This window comes from Caldicellulosiruptor hydrothermalis 108 (genome assembly GCF_000166355.1).
Taxonomy (GTDB): Bacteria; Bacillota; Thermoanaerobacteria; order Caldicellulosiruptorales; family Caldicellulosiruptoraceae; genus Caldicellulosiruptor; species Caldicellulosiruptor hydrothermalis.
Window position 1 is genome coordinate 316207 of the sequence record NC_014652.1, and the last position, 18794, is coordinate 335000.

Annotated in this window: 16 protein-coding genes (1 of these 16 running past the window's edge); 13 read left to right on the forward strand and 3 right to left on the reverse strand. The window is 39.0% G+C overall.

Annotated elements, in window-relative coordinates; all coding sequences use genetic code 11:
• The first annotated feature begins 104 nt into the window (after positions 1 to 104).
• The 3 genes from CALHY_RS01325 (at position 105) to CALHY_RS01335 (ending at position 2447) form a co-directional block, all read left to right on the forward strand.
• Positions 105 to 1211 carry a Gfo/Idh/MocA family protein gene (locus tag CALHY_RS01325; RefSeq protein ID WP_013402223.1) on the forward strand — a complete coding sequence of 369 codons (1107 nt, stop codon included), beginning with the start codon at positions 105 to 107 and terminating at the stop codon, positions 1209 to 1211.
• A 151-nt stretch (positions 1212 to 1362) separates the two neighbouring features.
• A complete protein-coding gene (locus CALHY_RS01330; protein WP_013402224.1) occupies positions 1363 to 1932 on the forward strand; it encodes a nucleoside recognition domain-containing protein in 570 nt (189 codons plus the stop codon).
• On the forward strand, positions 1929 to 2447 hold the full coding sequence (locus CALHY_RS01335; RefSeq protein WP_013402225.1) for a nucleoside recognition domain-containing protein: 519 nt from the start codon (positions 1929 to 1931) through the stop codon (positions 2445 to 2447). The genes CALHY_RS01330 and CALHY_RS01335 overlap by 4 nt, the downstream gene beginning before the upstream one ends.
• A gap of 56 nt (positions 2448 to 2503) precedes the next feature.
• Here the strand turns inward: CALHY_RS01335 and CALHY_RS01340 are convergent, their stop codons facing one another.
• Genes CALHY_RS01340 through CALHY_RS01350 form a run of 3 tightly spaced genes read right to left on the reverse strand, consistent with a single transcriptional unit; the run spans position 2504 to position 6826 of the window.
• Entirely contained in the window at positions 2504 to 3145 is a 642-nt protein-coding gene (locus tag CALHY_RS01340) for a cobalamin B12-binding domain-containing protein (protein ID WP_013402226.1), read from the reverse strand.
• Positions 3146 to 3164: 19 nt separating this feature from the next.
• Entirely contained in the window at positions 3165 to 6155 is a 2991-nt protein-coding gene (locus CALHY_RS01345; protein ID WP_013402227.1) for an alpha-L-rhamnosidase, read from the reverse strand.
• 29 nt (positions 6156 to 6184) lie between these two features.
• Positions 6185 to 6826 carry a class II aldolase/adducin family protein gene (locus CALHY_RS01350; protein WP_013402228.1) on the reverse strand — a complete coding sequence of 214 codons (642 nt, stop codon included), beginning with the start codon at positions 6824 to 6826 and terminating at the stop codon, positions 6185 to 6187.
• Positions 6827 to 7064: 238 nt separating this feature from the next.
• Between CALHY_RS01350 and CALHY_RS01355 the strand changes: the two genes are divergently transcribed.
• From CALHY_RS01355 to CALHY_RS01395, 10 genes are all read left to right on the forward strand, one after another.
• Positions 7065 to 8795, forward strand: a complete 1731-nt coding sequence (locus tag CALHY_RS01355; protein ID WP_013402229.1) for a glycoside hydrolase family 13 protein — start codon at positions 7065 to 7067, stop codon at positions 8793 to 8795.
• A gap of 107 nt (positions 8796 to 8902) precedes the next feature.
• Positions 8903 to 9811 carry a carbohydrate ABC transporter permease gene (locus CALHY_RS01360; RefSeq protein ID WP_013402230.1) on the forward strand — a complete coding sequence of 303 codons (909 nt, stop codon included), beginning with the start codon at positions 8903 to 8905 and terminating at the stop codon, positions 9809 to 9811.
• Entirely contained in the window at positions 9811 to 10680 is an 870-nt protein-coding gene (locus tag CALHY_RS01365) for a sugar ABC transporter permease (protein ID WP_013402231.1), read from the forward strand. The genes CALHY_RS01360 and CALHY_RS01365 overlap by 1 nt, the downstream gene beginning before the upstream one ends.
• Before the next feature lie 53 nt (positions 10681 to 10733).
• On the forward strand, positions 10734 to 12356 hold the full coding sequence (gene glgP, locus CALHY_RS01370; RefSeq protein WP_013402232.1) for an alpha-glucan family phosphorylase: 1623 nt from the start codon (positions 10734 to 10736) through the stop codon (positions 12354 to 12356).
• 6 nt (positions 12357 to 12362) lie between these two features.
• Positions 12363 to 13385: a LacI family DNA-binding transcriptional regulator gene (locus CALHY_RS01375; RefSeq protein WP_013402233.1), complete on the forward strand. Its 1023-nt coding sequence runs from the start codon at positions 12363 to 12365 to the stop codon at positions 13383 to 13385.
• Positions 13386 to 13524: 139 nt separating this feature from the next.
• Entirely contained in the window at positions 13525 to 14730 is a 1206-nt protein-coding gene (locus tag CALHY_RS01380) for a sugar ABC transporter substrate-binding protein (protein WP_013402234.1), read from the forward strand.
• Between the two features lie 217 nt (positions 14731 to 14947).
• On the forward strand, positions 14948 to 15079 hold the full coding sequence (locus CALHY_RS14005; RefSeq protein ID WP_274376860.1) for a hypothetical protein: 132 nt from the start codon (positions 14948 to 14950) through the stop codon (positions 15077 to 15079).
• A 33-nt stretch (positions 15080 to 15112) separates the two neighbouring features.
• Entirely contained in the window at positions 15113 to 16009 is an 897-nt protein-coding gene (locus tag CALHY_RS01385) for a uroporphyrinogen decarboxylase family protein (protein ID WP_274376869.1), read from the forward strand.
• Positions 15987 to 17105, forward strand: coding sequence for a uroporphyrinogen decarboxylase family protein (locus CALHY_RS01390; protein ID WP_013402235.1), 1119 nt, complete (start codon positions 15987 to 15989; stop codon positions 17103 to 17105). The genes CALHY_RS01385 and CALHY_RS01390 overlap by 23 nt, the downstream gene beginning before the upstream one ends.
• Before the next feature lie 46 nt (positions 17106 to 17151).
• Positions 17152 to 18794: the 5' portion of a beta-galactosidase gene (locus CALHY_RS01395; protein WP_148222325.1), read on the forward strand. Its footprint extends 745 nt past the window's final position; 1643 of the gene's 2388 nt are visible here — the first part of the coding sequence; it begins with the start codon at positions 17152 to 17154; its stop codon lies off the right edge, out of view.

Here is an 18794-nt window from a genome sequence, read left to right on the forward strand (position 1 = left end):
ATTTTCTTGTTTCTGGGGCCTAATAATCTTTGGGATTAAGGGAGAAATCGATTTATGTTATAATAATGCAGATAAATTTTTTAAAATATAAGGAGATGAAAAAGGTGAACAAAATAAAAGTTGCGGTGCTTGGCTGTGGCAACATTGCGCCAGTTTACCTTAAAAATCTCAAAAGGTTTGGGATATTTGACGTTGTTGCGTGCGCAGATGTGGACGCAGAAAAGGCAAAGAGCATAGCCTCAGAGTTTTCTGTGCCGCAGGCGGTAGAACCAGACAAAGTGTATGACCTTGATGTGGACATCATTGTAAACCTCACCCCGCCTCAGCACCACTATGAGATAAACAAAAGGGTTTTGGAGAGTGGAAAGCATCTTTACAGCGAAAAGCCTCTTTGCTCAACGCTTAAGGAGGCAAAAGAAATTCTGGAGTTAGCAGAAAAGAAAAACCTTAAAGTTGGATGTGCGCCTGATACATTCCTTGGTGCGAACATTCAGACAGCAAAAAAGCTCATTGAAGATGGATGGATAGGAAGACCTTTTGCTGCAAACTGTTTTATTCTCTACGGTGGACCTGAAAAATGGCATCCAAATCCACATTTTATTTTCAAAAAATACTTAGGACCGCTTTTTGACGTCGGGCCTTATTGTTTAACAGCTCTTGTGTTTTTACTTGGATCTGTCAAAAAAGTATCTGGTATGGGCATGATAACATACAAAGAAAGGCTTATAACTTCTGAGCCTCACAGGGGAGAAAAGATTGAGGTTGAGATGCCAACATATGTGACTGCAAACCTTCTTTTTGACACAGGTGTTATAGGAAGTGTCACTGTGTCTTACGATGTGCCGGCCACAAACCTGCGCGGGATAGAGATTTATGGGACAGAAGGTACATTGATTGTTCCGGATCCTAACTTTTTTGACCTTGGCAGTGTATACTTAAAAAGACACGAAGATAAGGAATTTACAAAGATGCCGACCATCAATCTGTTCAATTACGACAACCTGCGCGGGCTTGGGATACTTGACATGGCACTTTCAATAAAGCTCTCAACACCTCTTAGGGCATCGGGCAGGCTTTCTTATCATGTGCTGGAAATTCTGTGGGCGATCTACACTTCAATCCAAGAGGGGAGATTTGTTGATGTTGAGAGCACAGCGCCTCAGACGTCTCTTCTTGATATGGAGCTATTAAGGGAGGTTTTGTGTTTGTAAATTGTAAATTTTAATGAGGATTTGCTTTTTAAAAGTTTGCACTCTGCTAAAAGCGCCTTTTGTATTCTTTGGCAGAGTGCTTTTTTGTTATATTACAGAGCAAGCTCAAGTATAAATTATATAGTGACAAAACTTTAGAGAGGCTCAAAAAATGAATATATTCTGGCTTGTTGCAATTGTATCTGCTATTTTGTACCAGCTTCTTTTTGGGAATGTAGAAAAAATTACAGAAATTCTGTTTTCGGCACCTCAAAAAGCAGCTGATATCTTCTTGACCATACTGCTTTCAATAATGCTCTGGTCAGGATTTTTGAGAGTTGTGCAGGATAGCAACCTTGTTGATATTTTCAAAAAACTTTTGAAACCCATTTTTGGAGCTTTATTTGAAACAAAAAACGAAAGGGCGCTAAATTTTATGCTTTTAAATGTTGTTGCTAACATGCTTGGGCTTGGTAATGCTGCAACACCGGCAGGTATACTTGCCATGCAAGAGCTTTCAAAAGAAGCCAAAAATTCTACAGCCTCTGACGACATGATTTTGTTTGTGCTGATAAACACCTGTTCAATTCAGCTAATTCCAACAACTGTGATACTTCTGAGAACCAAATTTTCATCATCAGCTCCAGCAGCCATCACCTTTCCCACACTTTTTGTTTCAATGGCAAGTCTTTTTGTGGGAATAATCCTGTGCAAGGTTTTGTCAAAGGTGTGGAAGCAATGAAAAATATCTCAGGTTATCTGATAGTCTCTTTTTTACTCGTGATAATCCTGTTTGCAGCCGCAAAAAAGATAGATGTCTTCAAAAGCTTTGTAGAAGGTGTGAAAGATGGACTTAGGATTTCAATAAAGATATTCCCAAACGTTTTTGCACTGATTGTGGCTGTTGAGCTTTTCACAAAGACAGGGGTTCTGGATATCCTGCAAAAGTTCTTGTCTCCTGTATTGAGCTTTTTTGGGATATACAAAGAAGCGCTTGGTCTTATTATCATAAAACCGTTTTCTGGCAGTAGCAGCTTTGCAGTGCTGCGAGACATCTTCGAAAAGTACGGTGTTGACTCTGACATAGGCATATATTCTTCTATAATATGCGCATCAACAGAGACACTCTTTTACGTCATCACCACATACCTTGCAGCAACCAATGTAAAAAAGACAAGGTATCTGATACCGGTAGCGATAGCTGTAGATTTTCTGGTTTTAATCATCGCAGCCATGATAGTAAGGATGAGTATATAAAAAATGAAAAGCCACAGGCAAGACTGCCCGCGGCCATTTGAAAGTATTTCAAATTTTCAGGCAACACCCTGGACAAACTTTTTTGCAAGCTCTGCAGCAGATGCCGCATCAGGTGCATACCCGTCAGCTCCGATGCTCTTTGCAAAGCTCTCTGTCACAGGTGCACCACCAACTATCACCTTTACCTTATCGCGCAAACCTTGCTCTTGTAGCTTTTCAATTGTTGTTTTCATGTTTGGCATAGTTGTTGTAAGCAGTGCTGACATTGCAACAACCTGTGGGTTGTGGGTTTTTACAGCCTCACAGAACTTCTCGGGCGCAACATCCACCCCAAGGTCGATTACTTCCAGCCCTGCACCTGTCATCATCATAGCGACCAGGTTTTTGCCAATGTCGTGCAAATCGCCTTTTACAGTGCCAATCACAACCTTACCGATTGGCTTTACACCTGTCTCTGTCAGGATTGGTTTTAGTACTTCCAGCGCAGCTTTCATTGCACGTGCTGCAATCAACACCTCTGGCACGTAAATCTCATTGTTTTTGAACTTCTCACCCACAACCGACATTGCCTGGATAAGTGCATCGTTTAAGATTGTCTCAGCAGAGATTCCGGAAGATAAAGCTTCTTTTACCTTTTCAGGTGCAAGTTTTGCGTTTCCTTTTTGAATGAGCTGTGATATTTCGTTCAAAATTTCCATTTTTAAACCGGCCCCCTTTTTAAACATCAGATGTTAATATACTATAACTTCCAAGGCCAAATGGCAAGAGCATATAGCGTGATGTGAAGTTTTCAAAATCAATAAAGCTCTGCGGACGTCTGTACAGCTCCTCAAACACGTCTGCTTTGTGGTTTGCTTCTATGAGGTTAAAAAGTGTGTTTGTCAGGACTATCTCAAGCTCATTTTTGCCCTCATTTACATGCTCTGTTATGTCAGCCAAAAACGGCTGGGAAAAGAGAGTGCATGCTTTCTTGCCGTTTACAAACACTTTGGCAATTGATGCGTTTACGTTATTGAGCTTTATATAAACTCTTTTTGAACTTTCTTTTGTAATCTCAAAAGAGCTTTTTAAGCTCATAGAGCCAACATAAAAAGGATACCCGTCTTTTGTTATATCAAAATGACATGGCTTTTTGGGCTCGGTTAAGATAAACTTTGTCTCATCAACGCAAATCAGAGAAAAGCTTCCTACAAGATAAATGGCTTCTACCTCAGTTGGTCTGTGGTTTTTTGGGTCTTTTACCCTCTCATGGCAGCCTGGGGCTGTAATATTGTTTGACTTTCTGCCACTGAGTACTATTTCATTTTTGCCTTCTTTGACAAAAGAGGTGATATCAATCTTGCTAATGTTCACATCCAAAAAGTTTTGGTCGGGTGAAAAACTTTCGGTTTTTCTTTCAAATTTGACAGGCTGACCGTTCACAAGGATTCTGTCAAGATTCTCTGCACACTCTATTGCCACAAAAAGTTTTGACGGCACTTTTTCAACCTCAAAATAGTATGTGGCTTTGAAAGGTGTTCCTTCCGGGAGATTATAAAAATGCTTGTGCCAAACCTGAGAAACATAACAATCTTCAAAAATTACCTTTCCATCAACTTCATATTTTATTCTGTCAAGTATTAGTGTATTGTAGTTTTTAAGCGCTATGTCAAACTCACAGCTGCCTGTTTTGTATTCAAAACTATTGTCAAATACAACGCCTGAGATTAGATTTTTTGTATTCTGCGAAAGCTCCTTGTCAGACACCAAAAGACACAGGCTTGATGCAGGATACATTGTTGCATCAATCACAGCACAGCCTTTTTCCCTTCTTATTGTTGGAATCTTGAACACACCAAAATCTACAAGGTCTGCTGCGAAAACGTTGTTGTCGGTAGGGATTTTTATTGTGATTTCTGCTTCTCTTTGAAGGTCTGTGTTTGCCAAAAATATTATTCTGTTTCCATCATTTAGCTTTCTGCTCTGAAGTATGATTTTTTTAGCGTTTTGACCTGTCTTTTTATCAATCACTTCAATGTAGTTTGAAACTTCTTCTTTTAAGATGTTCACAAGTTCATTCAAATCGGCAGCACTTATAAATTTCTCTTTTAAAGGAATTTCACACTTTCTGCCGTCTATCATGCAAAGTTCAAATCTTGAGAACAAAAAATCTTTCAATGCAACTACCTTGCCACCGGTATTTACAAAGTCTTCCAAAAGCTTAAGAGTTGTCTTCCTTAAATTTGTAAGAGGCGGCAAGACAACTACTTTGTAGCTATAACTACCAACTTTAATTTTGCCATTTTCAACTTGTGCATACTTTGATAGGATTATCTCATCGCCAAAGTGAAAGTCAATCTTGTTTGCTATGAGATCTTTTACCGTCTTATCAAGCAGAATATCCAGCTTGTCCACGCTGTCATCAAACTTAGAATACTCTGCCCAGGCAGATGATATCGGGTGGAGAACAAGCACATCAACATCTCTTTTGCCAAGCCCTGCTATGTACGAAATTCTTGCAAGATAGTCTGCAAAGAACTTTTCATCTTCCCACCATGGCTGCTGGTAAAAAAGGTTTGGTGGATAGTCTCTTTTTCTCTCACCTCTCATGGAATACAGGCTAAGATGTGGGTTTATATATGTTACGCCAAGCACTGCCTGCCAGTCTGATATCCATTTTCTGTGAAGAAAACTCACATGCTGACCTGTTGTTCCAAAGGTTTCGCACAGTACTCCTTTTTTGTCAAGCTGCTCTGCAACCGATGATACCTGTTTCATTGTAACTACCTGCTCTAAATGTCTTGCAAGCTTATCAACTCCAGGAAGCTGCATATACTCGTAATGGGGCATTGCAGCGCCTATCCATTCAATCTGGCCACGCATTGTATCTTCTGCCATGTAGTGTCCTGTCATCATGATACCATTTTCTTCGCACCACTTTGCATAAGGAATGGTAAAGTTTTCTATGAACATTTCAAGCGCAATATCAAAAAAGTCAAACCTCACCTTGTGGTAATTGCCCACATTGAAGAAGAGCTCCTCAAAATGCTCTTTTATGTCATACCCTTTTTTCTGCAAAAACCTTTCTGGCAGCTTTTCTGTCCATGGCAAAGTAGGGATATCTTTGTAGTGGACTCTTAAATATGTTGGCTCATCGGTGAATATTCCCGGCATTGCATCGCCAAAATACTCTTGGCAATAGCTTTTGTATCTCTCATGTGTGAGGTTTATGAACTCCTGAGTTACCTCTTTTGAAAGAAGGTCAACATAACAGCTTCCGTTGAACCACTTGTCGCCAAGCTTCATTGTGCGCTTTGCAACAATGTACTTTACACCTCCATGCACAAAGCTTGATAAAACCTCATCATCTTGTTCTACATGGTCCTCTTTCAAAAGTACTAAAAACTTGTGCCTGTATGAAGGATTTTTAAAAGCCACAGCACCGCCTGCAAAACCAGACGGCCACTTGTCTTCATCATAAAGCCACGCAAGCATGTTTAGCTTTTTTGCATGCTCTATACATTTTTTGATGAGATTTAGCCACTCTTCAGAAAGATACTCTGTCACAAGCCCAACCCTTGAGTGCATGAAAAAACCACCATAACCTTTTTGGTGCATTTCAGTTATCTGGCGCAAAAGCTCTTCCTCTTTTAAATTGTCATTCCAGCTCCAGAAAGGTGCGCACCTGTAAAAATTATCTGGGTTTTTGAGTTTTTCTAAATCAAGCATTTTTGGTCTCCTTTCTATTTATTTTGAATTCACTTACCTTTTCTCAAATCCAAAACCTTTTGAATTTCCTCAGGGCTCAAAACTTGCGGTGTGCCTATCTGGCTTGATAGAAATAAAATCTTTGCCCAAAACTCAACAATCTCAAGCTTGTAAAATGCCATCTCCAAGTCCTTGTCGTATGTCAAAACGCCATGGTTTGAAAGAAGCACAGCATCGTAGTCTTTTACATAAGGTGCGATTGACTGGGGCACCTCAACTGTTGAAGGTGTCGCAAACGGCGCAACAGGGATATACCCGCCAAAGATGAAGACTGACTCTGCTAAAATTGGCTTGTCAAGAGGCTTTCTTAAAACTGCAAATGTGGTTGCATAAGGTGAGTGTGCATGAACACAGGCACCTATGTCCTCTCTTTCTTGATAAACTTTAAGGTGCATCTTTATCTCAGACGATGGCTTGTAATTTGACTTTTCAAGAATTTTACCTTCCATGTCAATTAAAACCAGCATGTCTTCATTCAAAAAACCTTTCGACACACCCGACGGTGTTGTGATGATCTTATCCTGGTCGACTCTTACAGAGATATTTCCGTCAGGTCCGCTTATATAACCTCTTTCGTACATGATTCTTCCAATCCTGCATATCTGTGATTTGATGCTTCTTATATCCTGCATTTTTTTTCCACCTTTCTTTAAAATGTATTGTCATGATATTGTGTTGTTTTGATTTTTTGTTCTATTTCATTTTACAATTATTTGATTGATTTGAAAATACCCAAATTTGACCTCTTGAAAAGCTTGAAAGTGTCCTCAAAAAAAATCTTGTGCAAACATTTGCATTATAGATAGAAAAGTGATAAAATAAATTTCAATGTTGTATTTCAAAAAATATTTCAGAAGGAGAGTGCACAGTTTGCAGGTTATTCACAATCAAGTTCATGACATTTTTGCTCTGAGCAGAAACAAGTTCTATGTAAGACTGTGGGTGCAAAAAGGGTTGGTTAGAAGCGTCACTTTGATATTCTCAGACAGGTATGATTTGGATGTCCAGAAAGTGAAGATGGACTTTTACATGAACGTTGGAAGTTTTGAGGTATATACAGCGCATGTGCAAAACAAAACGCCAAGGTTTGCGTACAAGTTTTTGATTGAGCTTTTAGATGGAAGTTTTAAGATATTTAATCAGTTCGGACTTGCTGAGCAGGAAGAAAACCTGTATTTTGATGCTTTCCAGTTTCCTTATGCGAATGAGGCAGATATCTTTGAAAAGCCGTCTTTCGCAGAAGGTTTGGTTGTCTATGAGATATTTCCTGACAGGTTCAAAAGAGGCAAAAAAGAAGTGCACAGCAAGAAGCTATTTGATTGGGATTACTGCAGCTGGGATGTACCAGGTTCTGAAGTTTTTCTTGGTGGTGATTTTGCAGGCATAAAAGAAAAAATAGAGTATTTTAAAGCTCTTGGAATAAATGCCATTTATCTTACACCAATTTTTAAATCACTTTCTAGCCACCGCTACAATGTGGACGACTACTTTGACGTTGACCCGCTTTTGGGTACAAAAGAGGAGTTCAAAGAACTTGTTGACAGCCTTCACGAAAATGGCATCCGAATAATACTTGACATGGTTTTTAACCACACAGGCGTTGGATTTTTTGCTTTTCAGGATGTTATAAAAAATGGAGAAAATTCAAAATATTACAGTTGGTATAATATAAAGTCTTTACCTGTAGATATCCAAAAAGGAAACTATGAGACTTTTGCAATAAATGTAAAAAGCATGCCAAGAATAAATACTTCAAACAAAGAGGTTCAGGACTTCTTTTTGGAGGTTTTAAAGTACTGGCTTTTGGAGTTTGACGTTGACGGCTTTAGGTTTGACGTTGCTAACGAGCTTGACAAAAACTTTATAAGAAGGATAAGAAGAGAGCTAAAAGCCATAAAAAAAGACATTCTTTTAATTGGTGAGGTTATGCACAGAAGCGAAAACTTTTTGATGGGAGACATGTTTGACGGGGTGATGAACTACTTTTCGTGGGAGGTTTTTGCAAGGTATTTGATGGGTAAATATAATGCAGAGGATGCATCAAGAATTTTGGCAGATTACAGACTGAAATTTAATCCTGTACTTTTTTCGTGCCAGCTGAACCTCATTGGCAGCCACGACACAGAAAGGGTTTTAACAAGACTTGGAAACAAAAAACTTGCAATGCTTGCTGCAGTGTATAACCTTACTTATCAGGGAATTCCTATGATTTACTATGGTGATGAGATTGGAATGGAAGGTGGACATGACCCCGACTGCAGAAGGGGGATGATATGGGAAGAAGAAAAGCATGACAGAGAGATTTTTAACCTGTACAGAAGATTAATTGACCTCAAAAAAACATCTTCAGCTCTAAATAGCGACAATGTAAGAGAGTTTTCAATTGATGATGTACTTTGCTTTGAAAGAAAAAGTGAAAGTGAAGTTGTGTATATTCTTTTTAATCCACGCAAATCTTTGCAAAAAGTACGACTTTGGTCAGAGTTTATTGTTGACAGAGAGATTGAATTTTTCAGCACGCAGCAGAAAATTAAAAATCATTCATGCTATATTGAGGTTGAGCTAAGTCCCGAGAGCTGTGAAATTGTGATTGTTAAATAAATTCTTATAGAAAAGGCTAAAAAAATGTTGACACGCAAGAAAGATAATTATATAATATTTTCAAGAGCAAACGATTGCACATTCTATTTCAAAGGAGGAAAAAGATTATGAAAAAGCGCGAGCCAATAGGTTATGTATATCTTGCGCCGGCTTTGATATCCATGGCAGTGCTGTCTTTCTTCCCCATTGCCATGACGGTGTATTATGCATTTACAAATTTTAATCTCAACCACATGGAAGACTACAAATTTGTAGGATTTAAGAACTTTGTTGATATCATAACAGGACCTTTCAAAGAGGTATTTGCGCCAACATTTGCATGGACATTTACATTTGCACTTGTTACAGTTCTTATCAATTTTGCAGTGGGGCTTTTGCTTGCTGTGCTTCTTAACAACAAATTTATGAAAGAAACAAATATTTACAGGTCAATTTTAATAATCCCATGGGCTATTCCCGGAACTATTGCTTCTTTAGCGTGGCAGGGGCTTTTGAATGAAGAGTATGGGGCTATAAATATGCTTTTAAAAACTTTCCACCTTGATCCAATACCTTGGATGACAGACCCGTTTTGGGCAAAGATAAGCATATTTATTGTTAACCTCTGGCTTTCGTACCCGTTTATGATGAATGCGTCGCTTGGTGCTCTTCAGTCAATTCCGCCAGAGCTTTATGAGGTTGCCGAGATAGACGGGGCCGGCTGGTTTACAAAGCTTTTTAAAATTACAATACCAATGATTGTACCAACAGCGCTTCCAATTTTGATTTCATCGTTTGCATATGCTTTCAACAACTTCAATGTTGTATACCTTGTGACAGGCGGTGGACCTGCAAGGCTTGACACTCAGTTTGCAGGGCACACAGACCTTCTTGTCTCAACAACATACAAGCTTACAATGCAGTTTTACAGGTACGACCTTGCCTCTGCGATGTCAATCATAATCTTCTTCATTGTGGGAACAATTTCGCTTATCAACATGAAGCTGACAAGAGCATTTGAGGGTGGTGAAAGATAATGGTTGGAAGAGAGTATATGACAAAGCAGGATGCTATTGCCTTGTGGATATCAAGAGTGATTATTTGGATTGCGATAATACTTTCACTGCTTCCTACATGGTTTATCATAGTTGCGTCGCTATCAAAAGGTGGGGCGTTCTTCCAGTCGTCGTTTTTCCCAAAAGAGATTACGTTTGAGAACTATATAGAACTTTTTAGGAAAAAGAGCAGTCCTTCTCAGACACTGCCTGACTTTGTGATGTGGGTCAAAAATAGCTTGATTGTGTGTTTTGGAGTTGCATTCTTGCAGATTTTCATGACAGCTCCCGCAGCATATGCATTTTCAAGGATAAACTTTGTTGGAAGGAAAAACGGACTCAAAACACTTTTAATTCTGCAGATGTTTCCAACATTTATGGCAATGCCTGCGATTTATGGTCTTCTGGCAAAGTTCAATCTTCTTGACAATCTTTTTGCACTCATTCTGGTACTGGCAGGCGGTTCTGCGTTTAACATCTGGCTTTTGAAAGGAAACATGGACCAGATACCATACGAGATTGATGAGGCGGCAATAATTGACGGTGCAGGACATTTTCTGATTTTCAGAAAGATTATCCTGCCACTTACCGCTCCAATGCTTGCTGTGATGTTTATCTGGAGTTTTAACGGTGTGTTCAACGAGTTTTTGCTCTCAAGTTTGGTTCTGCAGTCGCCTGAAAATGCTACTGTGCCAATTGGACTTAGAAACTTTATAAACAACCAGTTTTCAGCTAACTGGCCTATGTTCTCAGCAGCATCAATATTGGCGTCACTGCCAATTGTGATTATATACATGGCGCTTCAAAAACAGATTCAGAGCGGTCTTGCAGCAGGTGCTGTCAAGGGTTAATTTGGAATTTGGTCTGACTACAAAAAATCTTTTACAAAGGAGGATTTGATGCGATGAAGAAACTTCCTACAGTTGCGTATTTTAGCATGGAGTTCGGTCTTGATTCTAACTTCAAAATCTATGCAGGTGGGCTTGGTATTCTGGCAGGCGACTATTTAAAAGCTGCAAAAGACCTTGGATACCCTGTTGTAGGTGTTGGAATACTGTGGAAGCAAGGGTACAACAAGCAGATTGTTACAGAGGAATATGGTGTGATTGACGCTTTTCCTATCTACAGGTACAACTTTTTAAAGGACACAGGCGTGAAGGTAAAGGTAAGAATAAGAAACAGAGATGTATACTGCAAGGTATGGAAGGTTGATAATTTCGAAAACGCAGACCTTTACCTTCTTGACACTGACCTTCCTGAAAATGCAGACAGATGGATTACAGGACAGCTGTATGGCTGGTTTGGTGAAGAAAGAGTTGCTCAAGAGATGGTTTTAGGAATAGGCGGTGTGAGAGCTTTAAAAGAGCTTGGTATCAAGGTTGATGTGTATCATTTCAACGAAGGTCATGCTGTATTTGCTGGACTTGAGCTTGTAAGGTATTACATGGAGGAAGAAGGTCTTTCATTTGAACAGGCACTATCTAAAGCAAGAGAAAAGATTGTGTTTACAACACATACACCTGTTGAAGCAGGAAATGAAACACATCCTTTAAGACTTCTTATGTACATGGGAGCAAACTTGAATCTTACAGAAGAGCAGCTTGTTTATATTGGCGGTGCTCCTTTTAACATGACAGTTGCAGCGCTAAGACTTGCTCGCATTTCAAATGCTGTGTCTGACCTGCACAGAATAACAGCAAATGCTATGTGGGCTCAGGTTGATAGAAGAAGCAGAATAATTGGTATCACAAACGGTGTTCATGTTGGAACATGGGCAGACAGAAGAATATTAGAGAGTAGGCATGATCCAGAAAAGCTCTGGCAAACACATACTCAAATAAAACGTGAGCTTTTGGATTTTGTTGAAAAAAGAACGGGTATTAAATTAAGAGAGGATGTTTTAACAATAGGCTTCGCAAGAAGGGCAGCACCGTATAAGCGAAGCGACCTCATTTTCAGAGACAAAGAAGCGGCTGACAAGATGTTCAAAAACGATCTTCAGATAATCTTTGCAGGTAAAAGCCACCCACTTGATGACACCGGAAAAGAGATTGTCAACAATATCATTGCAATGTCCAAAAAGTATCCCGGCAAGGTTGTGTTCTTGGAAGACTATGACATGGAAATTGGCAAGATGCTAACCCGCGGATGCGATATCTGGCTGAACAACCCGCGAAGACCTTTAGAGGCGTGCGGAACCTCGGGAATGAAAGCTGCAATGAACGGTGTTTTGAACGTCTCCACCTTAGATGGATGGTGGCCTGAGGCGTGCCAGCACGGGATAAACGGATGGCAGATTGGCGATGGGTTTGAGTCAAAAGACGAAAAAGAACAAGATAGCCACGACCTTAAGAGTTTAGTTAATGTCATGCAAAACGAGGTAATACCAACATACTACAAAAACAGAGACAGATGGGTAAAGATGATGCAAAATAGCATTGAATCTACACTTGAAAAGTTCTCGGCAGAGAGGATGGTAAAAGAGTACTACGAGAAGATGTACATTCAAAAATCCCACGAGGATTGATAGGTGATGGCAACAATAAAAGAAATAGCTAAAGAAGCCAATGTTTCACCATCAACTGTTTCGCGGGTTCTTGCTGGCAGTAGCAAAATCAGCCCTGAGACAACCAAGCGGGTTCTTGAGGCTATAAAAAAACTTGGTTATGTTCCAAACGCAAATGCAAAGGGGCTGGTTGTAAAAAAATCTTTCACGGTTGGTGTATTTGTGCCGCGAGAACCCGAGAATGCCTTTTTAAATTCTTTTTTTGACCAGGTGATAACAAGCATATGTGCAGTTGTTAATAACTTTGAGTATGATATTCTGCTTGCACTCTCAAACCCTGAAAAGGAAAGAGAACTTTTGAAAAGACTTGTTGAGAGCAAAAAGGTTGACGGGTTTGTGCTCCTTTCATCAAGGGAAAAGGACCCTGCTATTGAGTATCTAAAGAGCATTGACTTTAAATTTGTAGTGATTGGAAGACCGAATGGTTTTGAAAACAGTGTAAACTGGGTGGACAACGACAATGTCAAAGCAGGATTTGACGCCACCGAGTACCTCATAAGGCTGGGACACAAGAAAATTGCATTCATGGGTGGACCCGGTGATTTGGTGGTAACAAGCGACAGGTTTTCAGGCTATAAGAAAGCTCTTGAGAAATATGGTATACAACTAAGAAGCTCCTATATAAAATTTGCAAACTATTACAAGAAAAGCTACAGAGAAAATGCATATGAGATTTTGAATCAGGATGACAGGCCCACCGCCATCGTGTGTATGGACGACCTGATTGCCATTGAGGTTTTCAAAGTTGCTGAAAGTCTCAATCTTAAGGTGGGAAAAGACCTTTCAGTGATTGCTTTCAACAACTCAAACGTAAGTGAAATATGTCAGCCGCCTCTTACAACAGTTGACATTAACATTCTTCACCTTGGCAGGCTTGCTGCTGAAGTGCTGATGATGGATCTTAGCGAGTCAACCAAGACGTACAGAAGAATAATAGTGCCACATCAGATTGTTGAAAGAGACTCGTGCGGCAAAGCTCAAATGTTATAATGATTGCATGAAAAAGAGGCTAAATTTATTGACAAAGTCAAAAATTTTTTCTCTCTCTTGACTTTTTTTAGAGAGAAATGTATAATGTTATTATCAAACGTTTGCATGTAAAATAAACTTAAGGGAGGTTGTTTTGATTATGAAAAATCTAAAAAGAATCTTGACAGTAGCGCTAATAATTGCTTTTGCGGTTGTGGCGCTGATACCACTGAGCGGAGTATTTGCGACATCCAAAAAACAGCTTGTTGTCTGGTCACATCTTACTCAGGATGAGGTAAAAGCTTTGCAACCAATTGCAGATAAGTGGGGAAAAGCAAATGGATACACTGTAAAAGTCATCACAGACCAAGGTTCATTCCAGAGCTTCCAGACAGCTGCAATGAGCGGAAAAGGCCCAGACATCATGTTTGGTATTCCACATGACAATCTCGGTGCTTTCTGGAAAGCAAAGCTTTTAGAAGCAGTCCCAGCAAATCTCATTGACAAGAAAAACTTTGTATCAACTGCGCTTGATGCATGTTCATTTGAAGGAAAGCTCTATGCTCTTCCAATTGCTATGGAGACATATGCGCTTTTCTATAATACATCAAAAGTAAAAGAGGTTCCAAAGACAATGAGCCAGCTCATCACATTGGCTAAGAAATACGGGTTTATGTATGATGTTAATAACTTCTATTTCAGCTTTGCGTTCATCGCTCAAAATGGTGGGTATGTGTTTAAGAACAAGGGAGGTTCACTTGATCCAAACGATATCGGACTTGCAACAAATGGTGCAATAAAAGGACTTTCATTGATAAGAGATTTTGTTTTGACATACAAGTTCATGCCAAAGGACATCAAGGGTGATATTGCAAAGGGTAACTTCCAGAACCAGAAGATTGCATTTTACATCAGCGGTCCATGGGATGTTCAGGACTTTATAAAGGCAAAAGTACCATTTGCAGTAGCACCACTACCAAAGACAGATGATGGAAAACCAACACCATCGTTTGTTGGTGTTCAGGCAGCATTCGTTTCAGCAAAGTCCAAAAACAAAGATGCAGCTTTCAAACTTATGAAATATCTTGTTGAAAACTCTGCTCTGACACTGTTCAAAGTTGGTCACAGAATACCTGTTTTGAACAAGGTGCTTGCAAGCAGCGAGGTCAAGTCAGACAAAATCATGAGCGCATTTGCAGAACAGGCAAAAGTAGGAATACCTATGCCAAACATCCCAGAGATGTCTGCTGTTTGGACACCAGCTGGCAATGCACTCTCACTTATCACAACAGGTAAGGCAACACCAAAACAAGCAGCAGATGCTATGGTAAAACAGATAAAGCAGGGTATTGCTCAAATGCAGTAAAGTATGTGCAGGGCGTTGAAAATTAAGTAACTTAAAGGTTGCGAAAGGGCAGCAGAAAAAATTCTGCTGCCCTTTTTGTTTATCGTAAAAAAGTCCATCTCTACAAAATAAAATTCTATCAAATCTAATATAATGTGTGGTATAATAAAAGCAAAAATAAAAAATCATTAATAAACATAATAAATATAATGTTTTGTCTGAAAGAGAGTGTTTAAACATGAAACTTAATATGCAAAAGTGGCAAGAAAGATTAATTGATGAAGGAAAAAATACCAAAAGTGCTTTTCCAATTTTGAGTTATCCAATATTAAAGTCAATAAATGGTTTTGATGTCAAAGATTTGGCTTAGAATGCACACGTCCATTTTAATGTCTTAAAAGAAATTTACCAAAACTATGATATGGTTGCAATCGCAACTGCAATGGACCTATCAGTTGAGGCAGAAGAGTTTGGATGCGCTGTCCGGTTTTCTTCAGAGGAGGTTCCATCTGTTATAGAACCTCTTGTTAAAAAGTTGGATGAAGCAGAAAAGCTACAAATTCCTGAAATTGGAACAAGGCGGTCAAGAAATGTGATTGAAGTTATAAAAAGATTACAAACCTTAAATATTCAAAAACCCATTCTTGGAACAATGATTGGTCCTTTTTCTCTTGCTGTGAGACTGTTTGACATGACAGAGCTTATGATAAGTCTTATGCTTGAACCTGAAAAAGTTCATCTGCTACTTGAAAAGTGCACAGAATATTTAAGAAGATATGCTAATGCTTTAAAAGTGGCAGGAGCGAATGGGCTTTTAATTGCAGAACCAGCAGCAGGTCTTCTATCACCTCAGCAGTGTTTAGAATTTTCATCTCATTACATAAAAGAAATTGTAAAAAGTGTGCAGGATAAAAATTTTTCTGTGTTTCTTCATAACTGTGGCAATACCCAGAACTTGGTTGAGTCAATGCTTGAGACTGAATGTATGGGATTTCATTTTGGCAACTGTGTTGACCTTTGTAAGATCATAGAAAGGGTTCCACAGAGCAAACTTGTATTTGGTAACCTTGACCCTGTGGGTGTATTTAGAAATGACTCTGTAGAATGCATTTATCACAAGACTCAGGAGCTTCTTTTCAAGCTAAAAGAGTATCCCAATTTTGTTATTTCTTCTGGCTGTGACATTCCTTATCATGTTCCAATTGAGAATATAAAAGCATTTTTTGAAGCTGTGGAGGATTTTAACAAGGATTTGGTGAGACAAGGGGGAAAAACTGATGGAGAGAATAATAAAGAATAAATTCCTATCAGGCAAATTGACAAATAGAGAAAGGTTTAGAAGAGTTATGCATTATCAAAACGTAGATAGAATACCAAATTTTGAGTTTGGCTATTGGAACGAAACACTTCCAACTTGGCATTCTCAAGGTCTTCCGCCGGAGATAGATAATGAAGAAAAGGCTTATAAATTTTTCGGCATAGACTCTTATAAATATGTTCCAATAAAAAATGGGCTTCTTCCGCAATTTGAACAAAAGGTGTTAGAAGAGACGCAAGAGTACATGATAATAATTGATTCGGAAGGTATAAAGTGTCAGATCTTTAAAAACAGAGCATCAACAATCCCTCATTATCTTGAATATCCTATCAAAAATAAAGATGATTGGGAAAGGTTTAAAGAAAGGCTGAATCCCGATGACCCTGCAAGATACCCTGAAAACTGGGATGAGATAGTTTTAGAGCTTCAAAAGAGGGACTATCCAATATGCATTCACTGTGGCAGCCTTTTGGGAAAGCTTCGTGACTGGATGGGTTTCGAGAATATTGCACTTGCATTTTATGACATGCCCGATTTGGTGGATGAGATGATTGAGTATATGACAGATTTTTCAATAAAGCTCATGGAAAAGGCCTTGAAAGACGTTGAGGTAGATTTTGCTCTTGGGTGGGAAGATATTGCCTTTAACAATGGACCAATTATATCTCCGCAGATGTTCAAAGAGTTTTTAATGCCCAGATACAAGAGGATAGCAGATTTTTTGCACAAGCATGGGGTGGATATAATAGGAACTGACTGTGATGGTAACATCATGCCAATTGTTGAGCTTTGGCTGGAAACAGGGTTTAACCTAATGTTTCCTGTAGAGGTTCATGCTGGCACAGACCCAGTGGTGCTGAAAAAACTTTACGGAGATAGTATAAGGCTTATGGGTGGTGTTGACAAAACAAAACTTCAAGGTTCAAAAGAGGATATACTAAAAGAGCTAAAAAGGCTTGAAAAGGTGGTGGAACAAGGCGGTTTTATACCCCATATTGATCACCGATGTCTACCAGATGTGCCGTACGAGAATTATCTTTATTATTTGGAAAACAAAAAGGCTATGCTGGGATATTGAAAACTTTAAATTTTAAACATAATGAAATTCAAGGGGATGAATGATAATGCACATTGTGGTGAATGTTGATATGACATGCCCTCAGAAAAAGATTAGTTTACTTAGTTTTGGTGGGAAAAATTCCTCGATAGAAATATTAGTCACAAACAAATACCTTCTCAAAAACAAAATTCCCTGGCTTCCTACCATGGGAGAGTTTCATTTTTCAAGATATCCAGAGGATTTATGGGAAAAAGAAATTCTCAAAATAAAATTTGGGGGCATTCAAATAATTGCTACTTATCTTTTTTGGATATATCATGAGGAGATTGAAGGAGAATTTGAATGGTCAGGGAATAAAAATGTTCGCAAGTTTGTTGAGCTTTGTAAAAAACATGATATGTTTGTATTTTTACGAGTCGGACCATGGGCTCATGGTGAGTGCAGAAATGGAGGCTTTCCTGATTGGCTTTTACAAAAAGGTTGCAATTTGAGAACAGATGATCCTATGTATTTAGAGTATGTAGAAAGATGGTATAGAGAGATTGCTAAACAAGTTGACGGACTTTATTTTGACCAGGACGGTCCAATAATTGGCATCCAGCTTGAAAATGAACTTTATAACAATAAAGAACACATAGTAACTCTCAAAAAGATTGCAAATAAAGTTGGCTTAAGAGCTCCCATTTATACAGTCACGGGGTGGGGACCAAAAGGTGGAGCAGAGTTTCCAGAAGGTGAAGTTGTTCCTGTGTTTGGAGGCTATCCAGAAGCACCGTGGGAGCAACACACAAAAGAACTTCCTCCAAATCCCAACTTTTTCTTCACACGCTTGAGAAATGATGCGGGTATTGGGAATGATTTGATCCCATCTTCGAACGATGCTTTATCAGATGACCAAGAAGTTTACAACTATCCGTTTTGGACGTGCGAGCTTGGAGGTGGGATTCAAAAGACATATCACAGAAGACCATACATAAATCCAGATGATGTTGGAGCAATTGCTCTTGTAAAGCTTGGCAGTGGTTGCACACTTTTAGGGTATTATATGTATCACGGGGGAAGACATGCAATAGGCAAACTCTCAACATTGCAAGAGAGTAAAGATACAGGATACCCTAACGACTATCCAGTGATTTCGTATGACTTTCAAGCTCCACTTGGAGAGTTTGGCGAGGTAAGGCGGCATTATCACATCTTGAGAAATCTTCACATGTTTGTAGAAGACTTTGGAGATATTTTAGCACCAATGGAGATATATCTTCCTGAGTTAGTCCCAGCTAATAGATTTGACACAACAACTCCAAGAGTGGCAGTAAGAAGTAACGGTAAAAGTGGGTTTGTATTTTTCAACAACTATCAAAGAAATCCTAAACTCTCTGATATAGAAAAATTGCAGGTAAAAATTCAGCTTCCTGAGAAAGCTCTGACAGTACCTTTTCAGCCATTTACTCTTGAAAGAGATGCATACTTCTTTTTACCATTTAACTTTGATGTTGGTAGTTTTAAAATTGTATATGCAACAGCCCAGCCTCTTTGCAAGCTGTACAATGAAAAAGATGAGGAATTAATATATGTCTTCAAAAAATGCAAAGGGCTTGAGGTTGAATATGTATTTGAGGGCGATATCACGGAAAACATTGTTTCTCATAAAGAATTTTCTGAAGTTTGCAATATCGAAGGCAGCAGCTACACGAGAATTTCAAATGT